The following is an 18,975-nucleotide window of genomic DNA, read 5'->3' as shown; positions in this document are numbered from 1 at the left end:
ATTTGATTAAAAAAGAGACAGCGACTCAAATGGGTCGCTGTCTCTTTGCATTTTGTTCTCAACCATAGGATGGCTATATTTGGTCCGTTCCTTAAAAGCTCTCCACTTTCTTTACGGCGTCCGCTGTTTTCTTGTCTTGTTTATTTGGTTTTAAAACCATGAGCAATAGAAAGACACAGCAAACAAGTACACTGGAAATCAGGTATATTGATTGGTACCCTTTAGCTGTAGCAATGATTCCGAAAATATACGATCCCAAAGCGATTCCACCATCAAAGAAAGTGTAAAAGGTAGCGGTAGCATAGCCACTTCGTTCGATAGGAGCAGATTGGATGGCGAGCGTCTGCATACTTGGTACCAAAGAGCCGTAGCCAAGTCCAACGAAACCTCCCGCGAGTAAAAAGGTAGTAGCCGAATTGGTAAAGGCGAGCATAACCAGTCCGACGATGAATAAAATTAATCCGGGGTACAAGACATATTGAGGCCCTTTCAGATCAAACAATCTTCCAGTAAACGGTCTTGCAAGTAGCATGACAGCGGCAAAGACTAAGAAGAAGCTGCTAGTCATACTCAACAGGTCTTTCCCTTGGGCATAAATGGATAAGTAGGATAGGATGCTCGCATATGAAAGGCCGGTCAGGCAAGCAAGAAACCCTACAGGCACAGCCTTTCTTTCAAACAAGTCGTTAAAAGACATCCCTCTTTTTACCTTGGCGCCGTTCTGCTGCTTATGGGCAGGGACGATCAAGGAAAAAAGCGACCCTGTTACCATTAAAAGGCTGAGAATAATGAACAGCATGTCAAAGGAGTAGGCTTGGATCAGAGACAAGGCAATGAGCGGCCCTAGGACAACCCCGAGGTTCGTTGACATGGTAAAATAGCCAAGCCCTGTACCGCGGCGTGCAGGCGGAATGATATCTGCTGCAATGGCCCCACATGCGGTGGTTGCAATACTGAATCCAATTCCATGCAAAAAGCGCAAGGCAAGTAACAAGCTGAATGGATTGACGAAATAATATAGAACTGTGCAAAGCAAATATAAAACGAGGCTGATCAGAAGCATTTTTCTCTTTCCGACCAAGTCTAAAATCTTTCCGGTAAACGGCCGAACGATGATAGCGGAAAGTAAAAAGATTGACATGAGCAGACCAGCTTCTTGATCTGTTTTATTTAAAATCCCTGTTGCATATAGCGGCAGTGTCGCCGTTAAACCATAAAACACGATAAAAACAGAAAGATTCGTGCAGAACAAGCTAATGAATGATTTTGTCCAAATGGATTGCGATTTCGGCAAACTATCATCTTCCTTCCATATCTAATTTTTTCAAGAGCTCCATTAACACGGTTTGCTCTTTTTTGGTCAATTTTTCCATTGTCCGTTCTTCAAACTGCTCAATGGAATCTTTAATATTAGGCAATCGAGTTTCTGCTTCTTCAGCCAGCCGGACCATTTTTTCGCGGCGGTCCCTCCCTGCACATGTTTTGAGCCAGCCAAGTTCTTCTAAGCGTTTGACTGTCCTAGTGATTGTCGGTGCTTCTACATTCAGATATTTACATATGTCTGTCAGCGGCATTTCTCCATACTGATAAACGCAATAAAGGACTGTCCACTGGGAAGCGAACAAGTCGTGTTTTTTCAATGTAGTGTTAAGCTCTTTGGTAAGCAGTCGCGTCTTTTGAAAAATTTCATGAATTACAGGATTCATCGGCATCACCTCTAATATTTACCTAGGTAACCAACTACATTATTATACTTCGGGACACGAAATTTGTAAAGGGGAATATGAACATTTTTCACAAAGTGGGATTATCAAAAAATCAGAAGAAGCCTGTTTCATAATAGGTATCCGCAAAGGTTCAATGTAAAAGCAAAGACCAATGAATTGTCACTGGGCACTCCTGCAGAAATAGCAATAAGAAAGCAGGAACATGCTAGTGGTAATGTCCCCGCTTGTGTTTTTCTTATAAGCTGTTCGCTCTTATCTTATCCCCCAACTCTGCAGCTTCTTCAGTAATGTTGTATGGTGAATGCCCAGTTCCTTTGCTGTTTGGCGAAGGGATTGTTTTTTCTGCAAAGCATCCATAATCAATTTCTTTTCGTAATTTTGGACCATTTTCTTTAATGGGACCTCTTTTGAGTCTTGCTCAACCTGGGTGATCCGGAAGGGAAGGTGATAGGGTTCGAGGGTTGCTTCCGAAGTAGAAACAAATAAATTCTCAACCATATTTCGTAATTCCCGCACATTTCCCGGCCAATGATAGGATGTCAAATATCGGATAGTTTCGTACGCAATTTCTTTTTGAATGTGGTACTTCTTCGAGAAATAGGAAAAAAAGTACTTGAGTAATTCCTGAACATCCTCTGGACGTTCCGAAAGGGGCGGTACATCTATGGAAACAACGTTTAGACGATAATACAAGTCCTCTCTAAATAAGCCTTGTTTCACAAGTTGCTCCAAATTTTTGTTTGTTACAGAAATAATCCGTATATCTAGATCCTTTGTCTTGTTGCTCCCGATTCGGCGTACTTGTTTCTCTTGTATAACCCGAAGTAATTTTACTTGCAAAGCAAGCGGCATCTCACCAATTTCATCAAACATGATTGTCCCTTCATCAGCAAGCTCCAGCAATCCGGCTTTTCCTTCCTGTCTCGCGCCGGTAAAAGATCCTTTTTCATAACCGAATAATTCGGATTCCAAGAGATTTTCCGGAATTGCTCCGCAATTAATTTTGATTAAAGGCTTGTCTTTCCTCTGACTAAAATGGTGAATTAAGTTTGTGAGCATTTCCTTACCCACACCCGAAGGCCCAGACAGTAAAATACTCGTGGGGAATGGGGCTACCTGTTGAATTTTTTCGTATACCTGCTTCATTTGTGGACTCTTGAAAACAATGGTTTGGTTCTTTTCGAACTCTGTATGGACAGCGAAACGGTGAGAGTTCAATTCGGCCGTTTCCATTGCTTTTGTCAGTTCACGCTTCATTTTACTAATTTCTGAGATGTCACTGACGCTGATGACAATTAAAGATAATTCCCCATCGTCATCAAATACAGGACTGCCTGTTACTACTACCTCTTTCTTATCGCCAAGTTTCTCCTCATTTCCGATTTTCTGAACAATGGATAGCTGCTTTTTTTCTTTAAAGACGAGCTCGGAAATAGAGCGATCGAAATATCCTCTTTCCGTCAGGTCTAATACACTTTTTCCAATCAGGTCCGCTTTTTGGTATCCGGTCATTTCCTCATATGCACGATTGACCAGAACAGTAATTCCATAACGGTCTACCACATAAATGCCATCTGTGGAGAATTCAATGACTGTTTCCAATTTATGAGCTAAGTCTTTATAGTGGTCAAGTGCGGAGGCCTGATCATCCAACGATGAATTATGGACGGTCATCCAGAATTCCACTCCTTTTAAATCCTTTAATTTTGTGTGGTGAATTTTTTCAAACACTGCTGAATTATTTCACCATCCAATTATATATCAATAAGAAAAATTTTTTTGGCGATTCCTTCAGGTATTTTTTGAAGAAATGGTGAATTATTTCACCGATCAATGGACTGATTTTCAATAAATCGTAATAAAATCAAGATTTAATGAGTTGGCATGCTATTTGCTATATATTAAGATAGCGTTTTTACAGGAATCGACAAACATTCTGCTGGCTGAGGAGGGAACGCTCGGAGTTAAGGTTTTGATATAGAAGTAAAAATATTCAATTTATGGAGGTAACAATGAAAAAATATAAGCTATTCGTCTTTTTCCTAGTATCTATGCTTTTAATGACAGCTTGTTCTTCAAATGGAAGCGGTTCAAAGGATAAAGATTCCTACGTTTTAAGAGTCTCACATCCCTATCAAAAGGCCACGCTCCATCATCAATATATGGTCTGGTTTGATGAGGAGTTGCAAAAAAGAAGTGATGGGCGCCTTTCGTTGGAAATCTATTCGGATTCACAATTGATGCCATCTGAACAGGAAATACCGGGTATTTTGCAGGGGCAGATAGACATGACGCATTCTCTCACTTCAATAGCGGGAAGCTTTGATCCCATTTGGTATTTTTTTGATCTACCATTTTTATTTGATTATGATCCGAAAGATCCCAAGGTGTATATGGATAGCCGGAAAGCATTTGTCGATAGTGAAAAAGGTGGCCGTCTAATAGCTAAGATGGCAGAAGAAAAAGGATTAAAGATCCTTTCACTTGATTCCACGGATTTATACGCTACTTTATGGACCGCAGATGAAAGCAAGATGATTACAGATACAGCAAGTGCAGATGGATTGAAATTGCGTACACCAGGCGGAAAAGTAGCCCCGCAGACTTTGAAAGCGATTAAAGCCAGTGGTATTTCTATACCGGGGACAGAGCTCCCGACTGCCTTACAGCAGGGTGTGGTAGATGGATTAATCACTGTTCCGCTGTATTTGTATGACAATAAACTTCCTGTTAAAACGCAAACTCTTTATCCGTTCGTTAATTACCTAATGCCTGTCATGATGTCACAAAAGAAATTTGAATCCTTGCCGGAAGATCTTCAGGAGATTCTTGTGGAAACTGGAAAAGACCTTGAGCAATATGCTTATGACACCGTTAGCAAGGAAATTGCCGATGTCAATGAAAGGCTTGAAAGTGAGCAGGGAATTAAAACCTATTATCCGACACCTGAAGAAATAGAAGAGTGGAAGAAAGTAACTGAGCCTGTTTGGGATAGCTTTATGAAAAGTGAACCTAGAGCTAAAGAGCTAATAAAAGAAGCGAAAAGGTTGAGAGATGATAACTGATGTGGAGTATAAGGAGATGAAAATATGAATCGAATCGAGAAACTGGAGAACTCGACAAGACTTTTGGATAAAGCGCTGGAGATCATAGCTGTCTTGTGCTTGATTATCAGTGTTGTACTGGCTTTTGCTGGAGTTATTTTGAGGTACCAGTTCGGGATTTCTTATCAACTATTGGAAGAGATCTGTCGTTACGCCATCGTCTATGGGGTGTTTGCGTACGTTGGCCCCTTAATTAAAAAGAATGAACATATAAAAATGTCTCTTCTTGAGGATCGTTTATCCAGAAAAAGCAAATATCTTGTGGAGTTTCTAATTGGAATCATTTTGTTTATTGCATTTGTCATTCTATTTTATGCCGGCATCATTTGGATGTCTTCCATTTACAACATGAATTTAATGACACTTTCTGGTGAAATGCTGATGGTCATACCAGCATTTGCGATTGTAGCCGGTATGTTTTTCGGATGTGTCTATGCTCTTTTGCAAATGTTGATTGACTTTAATCTTTTTCGAGCGGAGACGAATTAGGAGGGGGGTACGAATATGTTACTGATTGGACTTATTATCTTTTTCATTTTATTAATCGTTGGTGCACCTATTTGGCTTTCACTGGGATTAAGTGGCGGTATTCTGATGTTTGTGTTTCTGGACTTGCCGTTGGAAGCGATCATTTCGCAATTTTTGATTGCAACGGATAAGTGGATATTACTAGCAATTCCATACTTTTTATTTGCTGGTAACTTAATGACCTATATGGGGACAGCCAACAAAATGATAGGCTTTGTTAACCATTTGATTGGCCATTTGCCCGGTGGAATGCCAGCAGCAGCCGTTATCACAGCAACAATCTTTGGTGCTCTGTCAGGTTCCGCGACTGCTACAGTTGTTGCCGTCGGATCCATGATGATTCCGCAAATGATTCAGCTCGGCTATTCCAAGGAGAACAGTATGGGAGTTGTAGCTTCTGCTGGAACCTTAGGCCAAATGATTCCGCCGAGTATTTATATGATCATTTATGCATCAATGGTCCAGATAGACGTTGCCGAGCTTTTCCTTGCCGGTATTGTTCCAGGACTGGTCATTGCAGCTTTATTGATTGTCACTGCCATCATTGTCAGTGTTAAGGACAAGACGGAAAGGAAAAAACGCAGCAGTGCACCGGAGATTTTTAAATCGTTTATTGTTGCTCTCCCATCATTGTTAATGCCGGTCATCGTATTAGGAGGAATATATTCAGGAATATTTACGCCGACTGAAGCGGCAGCCGTTTCGGTTATCTATGTTTTGATTATTAGCTTTTTATTTAATAGAAAAGAATTTACCAAGAAAAATATTCAAAAAAGTTTAGTTAGCTCTATGGTGACAACCACTGTCATTTATTTGCTGCTCGGTGGAGCAAACATGTTCTCAACAGCTTTGACTTATGCGCATGTTCCGCAGCAAATTACAGAATATGTGTCTCAACTGGCACTGCCTGGATGGCTGATCATGCTGTTAATCCTTGTCCTATTCCTTATATTTGGGATGTTCTTGGATGCTGTGCCGATTTTATATATTACAATACCGATTTTATATCCAGCCGTAGTTGCCTTAGGGTACGATCCAATTCATTTTGGTGTATTGACGATTGCCTGCATGATGATTTCTCAGATTACACCGCCTGTTGGATTAAGCCTGTTTGTTGTTAGCGGGCATTTTAAGGAAAAGCTGAGCGTTGTCATCAAAGGGTCGATGCCTTATTTGGGGGCCTTGCTTGTAGCAACGATCATTCTCTTATACGTGCCATGGTTGAGTACATTTTTAACAAAATAATAGAAAAGAGGAGTTCATCTTATGAGATTACAAAACAAAGTAGCGATTATTACTGCAGGAGCATCTGGAATGGGAAAAGCGGGAGCGAAGTTATTCGCCAAAGAAGGGGCTATTGTTAATATTTTAGATATCAATGAAGAAAGTGGACAGGCTGTTGTTAAGGAAATCGAAGCTAGCGGCGGCAAAGCTCACTTTTTCCGTACAGACATGACCAGTGTGAAAGATATCAAAGCGACTATTGATAAAATCACTAATAAATATGGACAGATTGATATTTTATGGAATCATGCGGGAACACCAGGGCCTAGTGGTGTCGATCAAGTAGAAGAAGATGGTTTTGATTTTGCTATGGACTTGAATGTGAAAAGTGGTTTCTTCTTAACAAAATACGTTCTGCCGTTTATGAAAGATCATGGTGGTTCGATCATTTTCACTTCGTCTATCTCAGGCCTTGTAGGCTCTTACTTTAGTCCTGTTTATTCAACAGCAAAAGGAGGCGTAAGCAACATGGTTCGTGCATTGTCCATGAGCTTGGGAGAACATAACATCCGTGTCAACAGCGTTTGCCCGGGATTCACGGAAACCCCAATGTTGAAGGAATTTTTAGCTCGTGATGAAGACGATGATATGGAAGCCAATGCAAACAAGGTTCTGAGCCGCGTTCCGCTTGGACGTTTTGCATATGCTGAAGATGTTGCCAATGCGGCATTATTCTTGGCATCTGATGAATCGGTCTATATTACAGGTGTTAACCTTCCAGTCGATGGAGGCTATACAGCTTAATAGATAAGAAAACAGACAGCAATGTAAAAATGCTGTCTGTTTTTTATGAAAAAGTGGGTGGAAACTGTCCCCGCTTGTATCGCTGCAAAGCTCAAAAATAGGAGAGGTATCTATCTTAAATTTGGTCCAAGCTATCAAACTAGTCAAAGACAGCTGAAAACTGCTGCCAATCGGCTAAAGAGTAGATTTAATAGATCTTTTCATTAAAACAGACAGCGATGATTCTCGCTGTCTGTTTTAATGAAAGACGGGAATTATAATACCCTTCTTGCACCTGCATATTTAGATTTCCAATAGTACGGATCATTGATAGATGTAACGGAAACACCTTTTCCCGCAGAATGGATAAATTTGTTGTTTCCTACGTAAATCCCAACATGAGAGATTTTTGTTTTTGAAGTAGTTTTAAAGAATACAAGGTCTCCGGCTTTTAAATTCTTTTTACTAACGGATTTTCCTTTTTTATATTGTTCAGCTGCTGTTCTTGGAAGCTTGACTTTCTTTTTCTTGAATGTGTAGGAAGTAAATCCTGAACAGTCGAATCCTTTTGGAGTTGTTCCGCCATACAAATAGCGAACACCCAAATGTTTTTTACTTTCTTTTACAATTGCTGAACCTGATGGTTTGGCTGCCGCACTAGCTGTATCTATAGGTTGAGTGATCACTGCTGCAAATGTGATAACGGCGAATAATGAAACTAAAGCTTTTTTTAACATCGTCATTCTAGCACTTTCCCCCTGAAACTCCAACATTTTCTTGTTTATGATAGATATAGCATACCACGACAAATTGTGACTTTGTTTTTCAGTTGTGTAACAAATGTATTACGAGATGTATTGAACGGGAATATGGACTCTATTTATTGAAAAATAGGGACTTTTGTAACTGTAGGAAGACTTTTGAAATGAGCAGTTTTACAATCATCAGCCTCCACTCGTATTTCGGAATAATAGCAAGCATTATGGCTCTAAAGAGTCATGAAAGGCTTGATAAGACAAATAATCCTATAATTTAAGGAAAATATGAACTTTTCTAAAAAAGTAATCTTTGTTATAGTTAGCTTAATTATGTAAGTGCTTACAATGGAGAAAGGGGAGAGGATGTCTCGTGAGAATAAAGAAAAGAGGTCTTTTTGGGATACTGTTACTTACACTGGCGTTTGTTCTGGCTGCATGCGGAGGAGGATCCGAAAGCACAGGCGGAGGTTCAGACAGTGACAGTAAAGAAAGCAAGAACAGTGGAAAGAGTGGATTAAAAGATACATATACAGTAGCTAGTGACACTTCTTTTGTACCATTCGAGTTTAAAGAAAATGGAGAATATGTCGGATTCGATATTGAATTGATTAATGCGATTGCTGATGAGGTCGGCTTTGAAATTAAGTTGGAAACGACAAATTTTGATGGCATTATCCCTGGGTTGCAGACGGGCTCTTTTGATATTGCCATTGCTGGGATCACGATTACAGATGACCGTAAAAAGACGGTTGATTTCAGTGACCCTTATTATGATGCAGGTCTCAGAATCGGGGTTTCCGTCGACAATAAAGACATTAACGGTATAGAGGATTTAAAGGGGAAAACAGTTGCAACACGACTCGGATCTACAAGCGCTGATTATATTAAAAAGAATATTGAGGGAGCGGAAGCCAGCCAGTTCGAGCAATTGGATCAGGTGTATTTGGCTGTTGAAAATGGAAGTGCCGACGCGGTTCTCTATGACTCTCCAAATGTTGCTTACTACATCCAGACCAAAGGGGAAGATAGTTTGAAACTGGTTGGCGAGTTATATCAAGCTGAGCAGTACGGTATTGCCTTTGCTAAGGGTCAGGATGAACTTGTAAGCAAGGTTAACGAAGCTTTGGCTACGTTAAAGGAGAATGGAAAATATGATGACATCTATGAAAAGTGGTTTGGTGAAAAGCCTGAATAGGTCATGATTCTGAAGGAAAGGGTGTAACCGACTTTTGTTACACCCTTTTGTTCGTAGAAGTTAGCACTTAGTTTCGCTTTGGCGCCACAAAAGGTGGCGCTTTTAAGTCTAGATGTCATCGGCTTGAGGTCACAAGCTAGCAAGTTGTTTTTTACCGCGTTACAAAATGGTATGAAGCTGGTGAGTTCGTCGTCTGACTGGGCTTCCGACGCTTTTCTATTAAGAGGTGAAGTAATTGATTGGTAGATTTGATTGGGCAGGTGTCATTGAATTCTTGCCGGATTTGACAAAAGGTTTGTATTACACACTGCTCATTTCAGTTGTGGGGCTTCTCATCGGTTTTGCTTTAGGGGCATTATTTGGAATCGGAAGAGTGGCTAAGAATAAGTTCTTTTACGTGATTTCCACTTTGTATGTTGAAGTTATCCGAGGTACTCCTGTACTTGTTCAGGCTATCTGGATTTTCTTTGCCCTTCCTTTGGTTATCGGAAAAAACCTCGACTCTATCACAGCAGGGATTATTGTTATTGCTGTTAATTCAGGGGCATATATAGCTGAGATTGTACGGGGGGCTGTTCAATCAATAGATAAAGGCCAGATGGAGGCAGGGCGGTCTCTTGGGTTGAATCATCAGCAGACGATGCTCCATATTATTTGGCCGCAGGCTTTTAAACGGATGATCCCGCCACTTGGGAACCAATTTATTATTAGTATCAAGGATACGTCTTTATTATCTGTCATTCTTGTTCCCGAACTGATTTTTCAAGGGCGTTTGATTGCAGCCAACCACTTTAATGCAGTGGAAATTTATACAACAGTAGCTCTATTTTATTTAGTCATCACTTTTAGTTTATCAATGGTGTTACGCTTTTTTGAAAGAAGGTTGGAAACATAATGATAGAAGTCAACAATTTGCATAAGACATTCGGCGATCTTGAGGTATTAAGGGGGATTACTTGTCAGATTGAGCTGCAGGAAGTGGTCTGCGTCATTGGACCGAGCGGTTCAGGAAAAAGCACTTTTCTACGCTGTTTAAACATGCTGGAGGAAATGACGGATGGGGAAATTGTCATCAATGGACATCGCTTGAAAGACCCCACAACAGATATCAATGCAGTACGAACGGAAGTAGGAATGGTTTTTCAACAGTTTAATCTGTTCCCTCATAAGACGGTTTTGGAAAACATTACTTTGGCACCGAAAAAAATACGAAAAATCAGTAATGAGGAGGCAAAAGCTCTTGCTATGGAGCTACTTGGAAAAGTCGGACTTGCTGATAAGGCAAATAGCTATCCAAGACAATTATCAGGGGGGCAACAGCAACGGGTGGCTATTGCACGTGCCCTTGCAGTGCGGCCGAAAATTATGCTGTTCGATGAGCCGACTTCAGCTCTTGACCCTGAGCTTGTTGGAGAAGTGTTGGAAGTGATGAAGCAGTTGGCATTTGAGGGCATGACAATGGTAGTGGTCACACATGAAATGGGATTTGCCAGGGAGGTAGCTGACCGTGTTATTTTTATGGACGGAGGTATCATAGTTGAGGAGGATGTCCCATCTCAAATTTTTACGGAACCTAAATCGGATCGAACCAAAGCTTTTTTAAATAAAGTTTTATAAGAAAGTCCCCAAAAAAGTCGTTGGACCCGCTCCAGCCATCTGACGAGTGCGTTGGCAGGTAGGTAAGGATTTTTTAAATCAACGAAGGCGGATATCGTAATAATAGCTGATGTTCAGGGATATTTGAAACAGAGATTCACATGGAAATAACTTGGTCAGGAGTTATCACTTCTGACTATTTTTTATATGACGAGATTGTGAATGGGACCTCTTGGATTTGATTCCTAGGGACTAGGAAGAAGTATCCAGATTTCGCCCCGTCATGCTATGATAGAACATAGAAAATAAGGAGCTTTTTTTATGGGAGTTCAGTCACTTTTAGCATTTATGGAGGAGAAGTAAAATGGATAAATCAGGTTCGGCAGTTGAAGAGGTATCGAAGCTTTACCTTCATGACTATGAATTATCCGATCCGACGGATCTTGAACAAGTCTTAAAGGAATTAGCCTATATCAAATATGCATTGGATCAGTCTTCAATTGTTGCGGTCACCGACCAACGGGGAAAAATCCTTTATGTAAATGACTTACTTTGTAAAATATCAAAATACAGCCACAGTGAATTAGTCGGTCAGGATCATCGGATTTTAAATTCCAATTACCATTCAAAAGAATTCTTCAAGAATATGTGGGCGACCATTGGAAATGGTCAAGTCTGGGAAGGTGAAATCCGTAATAAGGCAAAGGACGGTTCATTTTATTGGGTGGATACGACCATCGTCCCTTTTTTAAATGAAAAGGGTAAACCTCACCGTTATGTTGCGATTCGGAATGATATCACTTCCCGAAAGGAAATGGAAGAAAAAATCAGAAAAAGTGAAGAGAGATACCGTCTTATTGCTGAAAATTCCTCAGACTTAATCGCGACAGTTGATATAGAAGGAAATCTTTTGTATCTGTCACCGTCCCATGCTACGTTACTGGGATACGATTTGGATGAAATTAGAGATGGAACCATCTTTGACCTGGTATACGAAACAGATCAGGAAGAAGTAAAGGAGACAATAGATCAGCTCTGGGAAAAGAAGGAAGTCAATTCTCAGGTTGAATTTCGTTTGAAAACTAGTTCTGGCAACTGTATTTGTGTGGAGGCCAAGATGAATGTCATCTTGAACGATAACGGTGATATCAGGAAAGTAATGCTTGTCACAAGAGATATAACTGAACGGAAAAAATCGGAACAGAAAATATATCATTTGGCTTTTCATGATACATTGACAGATTTGCCGAATCGAAGATTGTTTATGAATGAGCTCCAAAAGACAATTGCTAAAACAAAAAGGCCGTCGAAAGTGGCTGTCATGTTCATTGATTTGGATCGATTCAAATATGTGAATGATTCTTGGGGCCACGATGCCGGTGATTACATCCTCATGGAAGCAGCAAAGCGCATCAAACAATCACTCAGATCAACCGATTTTGTGGCGAGAATTGGCGGGGATGAATTTACGGTTCTTCTTGACAATATTGAAGATGAAGCGGATGTAAGGTCATTGGTGGAAAGAATTCAAAAGAGCTTTGAGAAACCGGTAGACATTTTTGAGAAGGATATTTTCCTTTCGTGCAGCATTGGAATTGCTATTTATCCCGAAAATGGAAAAAACGCTGATGAATTATTAAAGCGAGCGGACACAGCTCTTTATGTAGTGAAAGAACGAGGAAGAAGCGGTTATGCCCTCTTTGACGCCGATATGGAAGAGAAATCCTTGGAGCGTATCTTACTGGAAGTCGAATTGAGAAAAGCAATTGAACAGGAACAATTTTATTTGGACTATCAACCGAAAATCGATTTCTCCAATGGGAATTTGGTTGGTATGGAAGCTTTGGTTCGCTGGAACCATCCGGACTTGGGCAAAGTGCCGCCTAACAAATTCATCCCGATTGCGGAAGAAACAGGGTTAATCATTCCGCTTGGAGAGTGGGTACTCCGTGAAGCCTGCAAACAGAACAAAAAGTGGCAAGATATGGGTTATTCGAAAGTAGCCGTTTCAGTGAATGTCTCAGTCCGACAACTGGAACAAGCAGGCATGCTGGATGAAGTAATTGAAGTTTTAAATGAAACAGGGCTTAATCCGAAGTGGCTGGAACTTGAAGTCACCGAGAGTATTTTTGCCGATCTTGAAAATGCCGCAGCCATTTTGGAGGAGATTCGTGGTTTTGGCGTTAAGATTTCAGTAGATGATTTTGGTACGGGCTACAATTCCTTCACCTATATCAAGCATTTGCCTGTTGATACAGTGAAAATAGATTCTTCTTTTATAAGGGATATACACCAAAACGTCGAAAGCAAAGCGATTGTCAACGCTATTTTGACGCTTGCAGATACTTTGAACATTAGTGTGATCGCCGAAGGAGTTGAAAGCAAAGAACAGCTTGAACATTTAAACAAAGGCGGTTGCATCCAGGGGCAGGGGTATCTGTTCAGTAAGCCGGTATCCAATGAGCTGTTTGAGAATTATTTCCGGGATTCCAACTTATTGTTTCCTGAAGAGCTGGATTAAACAAAGGTTTTCAAAATGAATAAAACGCATGAAATGGGATTTCAAAATCGGGTCGGTACCATCCTGTTTCATGCGTTTTTTGCAATTTGAACCGGAGATTGGCAGCCTTTCATTTTTGGGATGTACTACTGATTTATGGTCAACTAAAAGGAAGGATGCGAATATTAACAGACTGATCTTCGCTTGATTTTCCTAAAATGAGTAAACTTTTCAAGGGGGTGCTCTTGCCCTTATTTTGTTCTAAATGCTGATCTTGTCCCATATGCTTTTGTGAGGAATCCTTGGCAAAGGGGAAGATCGCATGCGAAAGAAAACGAAGACTATTTTTTTCATCATCGGTGCGGCGCTCATGTTTTTAATTGTCCAATATCAATTCATTCCGAGGGATTCATTTGACACTTGGAATCTCCCGCTGACTGGAAAAGTAATATATCTAGACCCGGGACATGGCGGCCCTGATGGAGGGGCTGGAGACAGCGAAGCGCTTGAAAAAGACATCGCCCTTGAGGTAGCTTTTAAACTGCGGGATTATCTGCAGGCGCAGGGGGCGCTTGTTTTGATGACACGGGAAACTGATGCCGATTTGGCAGATCCGGATATAAAGGGGCTCAGTAAAAGAAAAACGGCTGATTTGAAAAAACGGCTCAAATTGGTTAATGAATCTGAGGCGGACTTATTTATAAGTATCCATTTAAATTCCATTCCTTCTCCAAAATGGAAGGGTGCGCAGACCTTCTATTCTCCCCATTTAGTAGAAAATAAGCGAGCAGCCAAATTGATTCAGGAAGAGCTGATTGTCAGCCTAGAAAACACGGATCGTCAAGCGAAGATAATTGAAAATATATATTTGATTAAACACTCCAAAAAGCCGGCGGCCTTGGTTGAAATTGGTTTTTTATCCAATCCAGGGGAGCGAGCTGCTTTAAAGGAAGATGATTATCAAGAAAAAGTGGCAGCGGGGATTTATCGGGGGGTTATGAGGTATTTCACGAAAGAAAAGATAAAAGATTAAGATGTAGGGAAAGGTCTAGGTAGAATCGTTTTTGTGAAAGCTTGCGAAATCCACTATTCATAGTGGATTTTTACATTTTCTTCTCTTTCGTTATGGAGCGTCTTTTCATAGAAAGTAGTACGAATATGGTATACTGAATCAAAAGTTCAATTCGATAAAGGACGGTGCGAAAATTGGTTACTGAACAACAGGTGTTCAATATTCTGAAAGAATTAAAAGACCCACTTTTACATAAGACGTTAGAGGAAACAAATGGGATTACAGAAGTGAAGATCAAAGAGGAGAAGGAGCATGTCAGTGTAAAAATTGCGTTGGCTAAGACCGGAACCCCGGAACAGATGCAACTTCAATCCAAAGTCGTACAGCTTTTAAAAGATGCAGGAGCTGCTACGGTTGGAATCAGATTCACTGATCTTCCAGAAGAAGAGTTGGAGAAACACCGCACAGCTGGAGATATGCCTGATGAGACTGCAGGAGGCTTGCTTTCTCCTGACAGCAAAACAACATTTATCGCGATTGCCAGTGGAAAAGGCGGTGTTGGCAAGTCAACTGTTTCTGTCAATATGGCCGTGGCATTGGCGCGTCTTGGTAAAAAGGTTGGGCTTGTTGATGCTGATATTTACGGATTTAGTGTCCCAGACATGATGGGGATTACTGAGCGGCCGGTTGTTAGAGGGAAAAAGATCCTTCCTGTGGACCGGTTCGGTGTAAAGGTTATTTCTATGGCGTTCTTTGTGGAGGACAATGCTCCTGTTATATGGCGTGGCCCGATGCTTGGAAAAATGCTCAACAATTTCTTCACTGAAGTTGAATGGGGAGATTTGGACTACTTGCTTCTTGATCTACCTCCGGGAACGGGAGATGTAGCCCTGGATGTCCATACGATGCTGCCAAGCACGAAGGAAATCATCGTGACAACACCACATCCAACTGCCGCATTTGTCGCAGCACGTGCCGGGGCAATGGCGCTTCGGACGAACCATGAAATTTTGGGTGTTATTGAAAATATGTCTTATTTTGAAAGCAAGTTGACAGGCGAGAAAGAATACGTTTTTGGACAAGGTGGAGGAGAGAAGCTAGCAGAAGAGCTTCGCACAGAGCTTCTTGGAAAGCTTCCGCTTCAGCAGCCTGATTGGAATGAAGACGACTTTGCACCGTCCATTTATGATGAAGCACATAAATTGGGACAGATTTATCGAGAAATTGCAGAAAATGTCATTCATGAATTGGAGAAATAAAATGCTTTGCCTTCAACGAGAAAGGGCTGTTTAAACTTCATTCAGCAGGAATCTCCTACTCCTGTAAGTGGTGAGATGAATGCGTATTAGTGTTCCAATCAGTGGGGATTCAAACGTCGGCTGAATCAAGTGAAAGCCTCCGGTGGATGCTGCAGATTTTGAGAACTCGATAAACTCTGGGCGGAAATACGCCAAAGCGAATTTGATAAAGCTCTTAAAGTAAATCAGTCTGACGAAACGCTTTGTTTTTCGTCAGACTGATTTTTGTTTTAGGGCAGTTCTCTATTATGGGGTGTTTTCATTGTTCTGTTTCTTTTCGTTCCCGCTGCTTTTACTGCCTTTTTTCTCCGAGGCAGCTTTTTGGGCGATTTCCTCTAATCTGGCTTTATAAAGCGGACTCTCAAGCGTATCTGTTACTACTTCACGCATTTGTTCTCTGAATTCTTTACTTTTAAGTGCTTGGGCTAAATCGTCTTGGAACACTGGATCTTTCAAGATATCCATAAGCATTCCTTGGTATTCCGGATCTTTCATTAATGATTTCAGAAGCTGTTCATTTTCTTTTTTCATGCTTTTGGCCATGGATTCAGCGAACTTCGGGTCTTCAAAGGAATTTTTCCAGAATTCCCGTCCTTTTTCAGAGGTGAGAGTATTCTCTACTGTATTTTTGACAGCGGCTTGATCCATGACAAGCTCTTGCTTTATGTCTTCATCTGTCATGATATCTTTGACAGCTTTTTTTCCTTCATCAGTTTTTAAAATATCTACGATCATTTTTTTCGTCTGGTCATAGTCGGGCTGTCCAACATCTACATCTTTCCCCCCGCAGGCGGCAAGCAACAATGAGCAGACGAGGAGCAGCAGGATCATTCCCCCTTTCTTAATGTTTCTCCGTATTTTTAATATGGGACTTTGTGAAGAATTTATGCACATTTACCCGAGCAATGGCTTTTTTGAAAAAAGGTTGATAAAATCGGGTAGACAAGAATAATAATTGGAGGATTAGGTCCGTGACAATCCGAAATTGGTTGCGCTTTTTCTTTTCGACACTTTTTTTGGGGGGAATCATTACCGGGATATTTGGTTTTCTGATCCGGTGGAGTGAATTCCAGCCATATTTTACAGAAATGAATATAGGAGCCATTATTTCAACATTTATTTGGCTTGTAGGTGTTGGTTTTACATTCAGTGTTGTAAGCCAGGTCGGTTTTTTTGCCTATTTATTTATCCATCAGTTTGGTTTAGGGTTATTCCGCTCCATTTCTTTATGGAATGCCGTTCAAATCGTTCTTATTATTATCGTGCTTTTTGATTTGGTTTACCTCCGCTTTCAGTCGTTTGCAGGTAAAGGGGAAAGCATTCTTCCTTATATCGGACTGGCTACCCTTATCTTGGTTGTCGGCTTGATTACTGCCTTTTTCAAAGCAAAGGCGACATCGAGGACAACCTTTGTTTCCGCTTTGTTTTTCATGGTAGTTATTACTATTTTGGAATGGCTCCCTGTTTTGAATGCGAATGACGAGGGGTGGCTCTTTTTAGTAATTTTCCCTTTAATCGCTTGCAATATCTACCAGCTATTGATTCTCCCTAAATATAACCGTTTATCGGAAGAGGATAGGGCCCGCAGGCTTGAAGCGAAAAAGAATATGTCTGGAAATAAGTCAGTGAAATCCTAAGGGAAAAGTTATTTCCCGCCAATAAGAAAAGCGAACCTGAGGTTCGCTTTTTTAAGGTATTAAGGTTGTTTTTACCTTTCCGTTGGAAATCATATAAGAAATAGTCACCAGATCATCCTTGTTTTTGATGAGGGCAAGTATTTCCGGCAGGGCTTTAGCGGTTTGAGTCGCTGCGTCAGATGCATGGAGTAAAACAATATCCCCTTTTTTTGCTTTGCTGACATTTTGGACGATTGCCGAGACTCCTGGGTTTTTCCAGTCATGTGAATTTAGACTCCAATGTACAACAGTCAACCCCATGTCGTCAGCTATTTTGAGCGTGCGTTTATCAAAATGCCCAGTTGGGGAACGAAGAAGCTCCACTTCTTTGATATCCAGCTTTTTGAAGACTTCAAGAGATTTGTCGATGTCCTGCTCAACCTCCTGATCCTCCAGTTCGGTGTAATCTTCGTATGCATAACCGAGACTCCCGATTTCAAACCCCATCTCTTTTATTTTTTCAACAACCTCTGGGTGCCTTTCCGCCCAAGCGCCTGACAGGAAGAAAGTAGCTGAGCGAACTTCCTTTTCTTCCAGTACATTTAAAATCGGCTCAGCCTGAACATCTCCCCAACCAATATTGAACGTAAGTGCGACTCCTTTTTCGCCTTTATAAATCGCTTTTGACTGATCTTTTGCAGATAAGACAGGGAACTGAATCATTGATTGGGAAAAGTAAAAAAGTGCGGTGAAAAAAGAAATAATCACAATAAGGAGTCCCTGTTTAATCCTTCTTCCACTTACCGTTACAAAAAAATTCACTTTATCACCTTCAATCTCCATCCTTGTACAATCTATGCTTGAACTATTGATACATATGACTAAAAGGTCTAAAAAAGAAATGGGTATGAAGCCGGAAGATTTGGGGATAGCTATGAATACTAAAATCATCGATGAGGTGTAGTCATGTATGGGATGCTGATTACGGAGCAGGAGAAAGAAGAGATCATTTATCTGCTGAAACGCGAAATGGACGAGGTTCTATTTGACTTAAAAAATGAACATATTGAGCACATTGTTAAACGTGCAATGGAAGAAAGGTATAAAATACTTTTTTCGCTGTTTAAGCGTGTTGCAGGTCATAGGGAATGCATGAAATATATACTGCCTGCAGGGAAGATGGGGAGGAGAAACTCATGAAAATATATTGACATATATCAAACAGACTTACTATATGAGCCTCATCCATTTTTTTAATAAAGACTCTTGAATTTATTCATAAAATGATTATAATAAGAGTTGGCTTACCCATATTGTAAATATTCCGCAGTAGCTCAGTGGTAGAGCTATCGGCTGTTAACCGATCGGTCGTAGGTTCGAATCCTACCTGCGGAGCCATGCTTCCATAGCTCAGTTGGTAGAGTGCATCCATGGTAAGGATGAGGTCGCCGGTTCAAGCCCGGCTGGAAGCTTACTAATAAATCTTTGATATAAAGCGATTCTCGGAAAATCCGGGAGTCGCTTTTATTATTTCCAGTAGTTAATCGGTATTAAAATGGCGATATTTTAACGGCGAAATGTGGTAGTAAGTAATTTTTTTACATTATTAATTTGGCAGAGACAACTACAAAGTC

The 18,975-nt window shown here is 40.7% G+C and carries 18 protein-coding genes and 2 tRNA genes; 14 read left to right on the top strand and 6 right to left on the bottom strand.

Features of this window, described 5'->3' with window-relative positions; genetic code table 11:
- Positions 1–91 precede the first annotated feature (91 nt).
- The 3 genes from H9631_RS11825 to H9631_RS11815 form a co-directional block, all read right to left on the bottom strand.
- The gene (locus tag H9631_RS11825) at positions 92–1,294 is read right to left on the bottom strand and encodes an MFS transporter (protein WP_191813010.1); all 1,203 of its coding nucleotides are present in this window, start codon (positions 1,292–1,294) and stop codon (positions 92–94) included.
- 4 nt (positions 1,295–1,298) lie between these two features.
- Positions 1,299–1,706, bottom strand: a complete 408-nt coding sequence (locus H9631_RS11820; protein WP_191813008.1) for a MarR family winged helix-turn-helix transcriptional regulator — start codon at positions 1,704–1,706, stop codon at positions 1,299–1,301.
- Positions 1,707–1,979: 273 nt separating this feature from the next.
- Complete coding sequence (locus H9631_RS11815) at positions 1,980–3,401, bottom strand: sigma-54 interaction domain-containing protein (protein ID WP_191813006.1); 1,422 nt, start codon at positions 3,399–3,401, stop codon at positions 1,980–1,982.
- A gap of 338 nt (positions 3,402–3,739) precedes the next feature.
- On the opposite strand from H9631_RS11815, the gene H9631_RS11810 reads away from it, so the two are divergent.
- From H9631_RS11810 to H9631_RS11795, 4 genes are read left to right on the top strand one after another with little or no spacing between them, the layout of a single operon-like run.
- Positions 3,740–4,792 (top strand): TRAP transporter substrate-binding protein, encoded by a 1,053-nt coding sequence (locus tag H9631_RS11810; RefSeq protein WP_191813004.1) that lies wholly within the window; start codon positions 3,740–3,742, stop codon positions 4,790–4,792.
- A gap of 24 nt (positions 4,793–4,816) precedes the next feature.
- Positions 4,817–5,320 carry a TRAP transporter small permease gene (locus tag H9631_RS11805; protein ID WP_191813002.1) on the top strand — a complete coding sequence of 168 codons (504 nt, stop codon included), beginning with the start codon at positions 4,817–4,819 and terminating at the stop codon, positions 5,318–5,320.
- Positions 5,321–5,335: 15 nt separating this feature from the next.
- Positions 5,336–6,604, top strand: coding sequence for a TRAP transporter large permease (locus H9631_RS11800; protein ID WP_191813000.1), 1,269 nt, complete (start codon positions 5,336–5,338; stop codon positions 6,602–6,604).
- A 21-nt stretch (positions 6,605–6,625) separates the two neighbouring features.
- Positions 6,626–7,387 (top strand): SDR family NAD(P)-dependent oxidoreductase, encoded by a 762-nt coding sequence (locus H9631_RS11795; protein WP_191812998.1) that lies wholly within the window; start codon positions 6,626–6,628, stop codon positions 7,385–7,387.
- 254 nt (positions 7,388–7,641) lie between these two features.
- Here the strand turns inward: H9631_RS11795 and H9631_RS11790 are convergent, their stop codons facing one another.
- Complete coding sequence (locus tag H9631_RS11790) at positions 7,642–8,109, bottom strand: C40 family peptidase (RefSeq protein ID WP_191812997.1); 468 nt, start codon at positions 8,107–8,109, stop codon at positions 7,642–7,644.
- 391 nt (positions 8,110–8,500) lie between these two features.
- On the opposite strand from H9631_RS11790, the gene H9631_RS11785 reads away from it, so the two are divergent.
- The 6 genes from H9631_RS11785 to H9631_RS11760 all read left to right on the top strand — a co-directional run bounded on the left by H9631_RS11785 (position 8,501) and on the right by H9631_RS11760 (position 15,686).
- On the top strand, positions 8,501–9,319 hold the full coding sequence (locus H9631_RS11785) for a glutamine ABC transporter substrate-binding protein (RefSeq protein WP_449727655.1): 819 nt from the start codon (positions 8,501–8,503) through the stop codon (positions 9,317–9,319).
- Between the two features lie 235 nt (positions 9,320–9,554).
- The gene (locus H9631_RS11780) at positions 9,555–10,214 is read left to right on the top strand and encodes an amino acid ABC transporter permease (protein WP_191812993.1); all 660 of its coding nucleotides are present in this window, start codon (positions 9,555–9,557) and stop codon (positions 10,212–10,214) included.
- Positions 10,214–10,936 (top strand): amino acid ABC transporter ATP-binding protein, encoded by a 723-nt coding sequence (locus tag H9631_RS11775; RefSeq protein ID WP_191812991.1) that lies wholly within the window; start codon positions 10,214–10,216, stop codon positions 10,934–10,936. The genes H9631_RS11780 and H9631_RS11775 overlap by 1 nt, the downstream gene beginning before the upstream one ends.
- 343 nt (positions 10,937–11,279) lie before the next feature.
- Complete coding sequence (locus H9631_RS11770) at positions 11,280–13,436, top strand: sensor domain-containing protein (protein ID WP_191812989.1); 2,157 nt, start codon at positions 11,280–11,282, stop codon at positions 13,434–13,436.
- A 301-nt stretch (positions 13,437–13,737) separates the two neighbouring features.
- Positions 13,738–14,448 carry an N-acetylmuramoyl-L-alanine amidase CwlD gene (gene cwlD, locus H9631_RS11765; RefSeq protein ID WP_191812987.1) on the top strand — a complete coding sequence of 237 codons (711 nt, stop codon included), beginning with the start codon at positions 13,738–13,740 and terminating at the stop codon, positions 14,446–14,448.
- A gap of 173 nt (positions 14,449–14,621) precedes the next feature.
- Complete coding sequence (locus H9631_RS11760) at positions 14,622–15,686, top strand: Mrp/NBP35 family ATP-binding protein (RefSeq protein WP_191812985.1); 1,065 nt, start codon at positions 14,622–14,624, stop codon at positions 15,684–15,686.
- 285 nt (positions 15,687–15,971) lie between these two features.
- Here H9631_RS11760 and gerD read toward each other — a convergent pair whose 3' ends face one another.
- Entirely contained in the window at positions 15,972–16,556 is a 585-nt protein-coding gene (gene gerD, locus H9631_RS11755) for a spore germination lipoprotein GerD (protein WP_191812984.1), read from the bottom strand.
- Between the two features lie 140 nt (positions 16,557–16,696).
- On the opposite strand from gerD, the gene H9631_RS11750 reads away from it, so the two are divergent.
- Positions 16,697–17,362, top strand: coding sequence for a KinB-signaling pathway activation protein (locus H9631_RS11750; protein ID WP_191812983.1), 666 nt, complete (start codon positions 16,697–16,699; stop codon positions 17,360–17,362).
- A 51-nt stretch (positions 17,363–17,413) separates the two neighbouring features.
- On the opposite strand, the gene H9631_RS11745 is transcribed toward H9631_RS11750, so the two are convergent.
- Complete coding sequence (locus tag H9631_RS11745; protein WP_191812982.1) at positions 17,414–18,163, bottom strand: polysaccharide deacetylase family protein; 750 nt, start codon at positions 18,161–18,163, stop codon at positions 17,414–17,416.
- Positions 18,164–18,307: 144 nt separating this feature from the next.
- Between H9631_RS11745 and H9631_RS11740 the strand changes: the two genes are divergently transcribed.
- From H9631_RS11740 to H9631_RS11730, 3 genes are all read left to right on the top strand, one after another.
- Positions 18,308–18,541, top strand: coding sequence for a hypothetical protein (locus tag H9631_RS11740; RefSeq protein ID WP_191812981.1), 234 nt, complete (start codon positions 18,308–18,310; stop codon positions 18,539–18,541).
- A 123-nt stretch (positions 18,542–18,664) separates the two neighbouring features.
- Positions 18,665–18,739 (top strand) — tRNA-Asn (locus H9631_RS11735).
- 1 nt (position 18,740) lies between these two features.
- Positions 18,741–18,813: transfer RNA gene (locus H9631_RS11730), tRNA-Thr, on the top strand.
- The last annotated feature ends 162 nt before the right edge of the window (positions 18,814–18,975 follow it).

The organism is Bacillus norwichensis, assembly GCF_014836955.1.
Taxonomy (GTDB): domain Bacteria; phylum Bacillota; class Bacilli; order Bacillales; family Bacillaceae_C; genus Siminovitchia; species Siminovitchia norwichensis.
Note: the sequence above shows the minus strand (reverse complement) of the source record. Positions and strands in the feature narration are given on the sequence as shown.

Bases quoted from the DNA above. Each gene is read 5' to 3' on its own strand.
- H9631_RS11820 (WP_191813008.1), bottom strand. From the start codon at position 1,706: ATGAATCCTGTAATTCATGAAATTTTTCAAAAGACGCGACTGCTTACC.
- H9631_RS11815 (WP_191813006.1), bottom strand. From the start codon at position 3,401: ATGACCGTCCATAATTCATCGTTGGATGATCAGGCCTCCGCACTTGAC.
- H9631_RS11810 (WP_191813004.1), top strand. From the start codon at position 3,740: ATGAAAAAATATAAGCTATTCGTCTTTTTCCTAGTATCTATGCTTTTA.
- H9631_RS11805 (WP_191813002.1), top strand. From the start codon at position 4,817: ATGAATCGAATCGAGAAACTGGAGAACTCGACAAGACTTTTGGATAAA.
- H9631_RS11800 (WP_191813000.1), top strand. From the start codon at position 5,336: ATGTTACTGATTGGACTTATTATCTTTTTCATTTTATTAATCGTTGGT.
- H9631_RS11795 (WP_191812998.1), top strand. From the start codon at position 6,626: ATGAGATTACAAAACAAAGTAGCGATTATTACTGCAGGAGCATCTGGA.
- H9631_RS11790 (WP_191812997.1), bottom strand. From the start codon at position 8,109: ATGACGATGTTAAAAAAAGCTTTAGTTTCATTATTCGCCGTTATCACA.
- H9631_RS11775 (WP_191812991.1), top strand. From the start codon at position 10,214: ATGATAGAAGTCAACAATTTGCATAAGACATTCGGCGATCTTGAGGTA.
- H9631_RS11770 (WP_191812989.1), top strand. From the start codon at position 11,280: ATGGATAAATCAGGTTCGGCAGTTGAAGAGGTATCGAAGCTTTACCTT.
- cwlD (WP_191812987.1), top strand. From the start codon at position 13,738: ATGCGAAAGAAAACGAAGACTATTTTTTTCATCATCGGTGCGGCGCTC.
- gerD (WP_191812984.1), bottom strand. From the start codon at position 16,556: ATGATCCTGCTGCTCCTCGTCTGCTCATTGTTGCTTGCCGCCTGCGGG.
- H9631_RS11740 (WP_191812981.1), top strand. From the start codon at position 18,308: ATGTATGGGATGCTGATTACGGAGCAGGAGAAAGAAGAGATCATTTAT.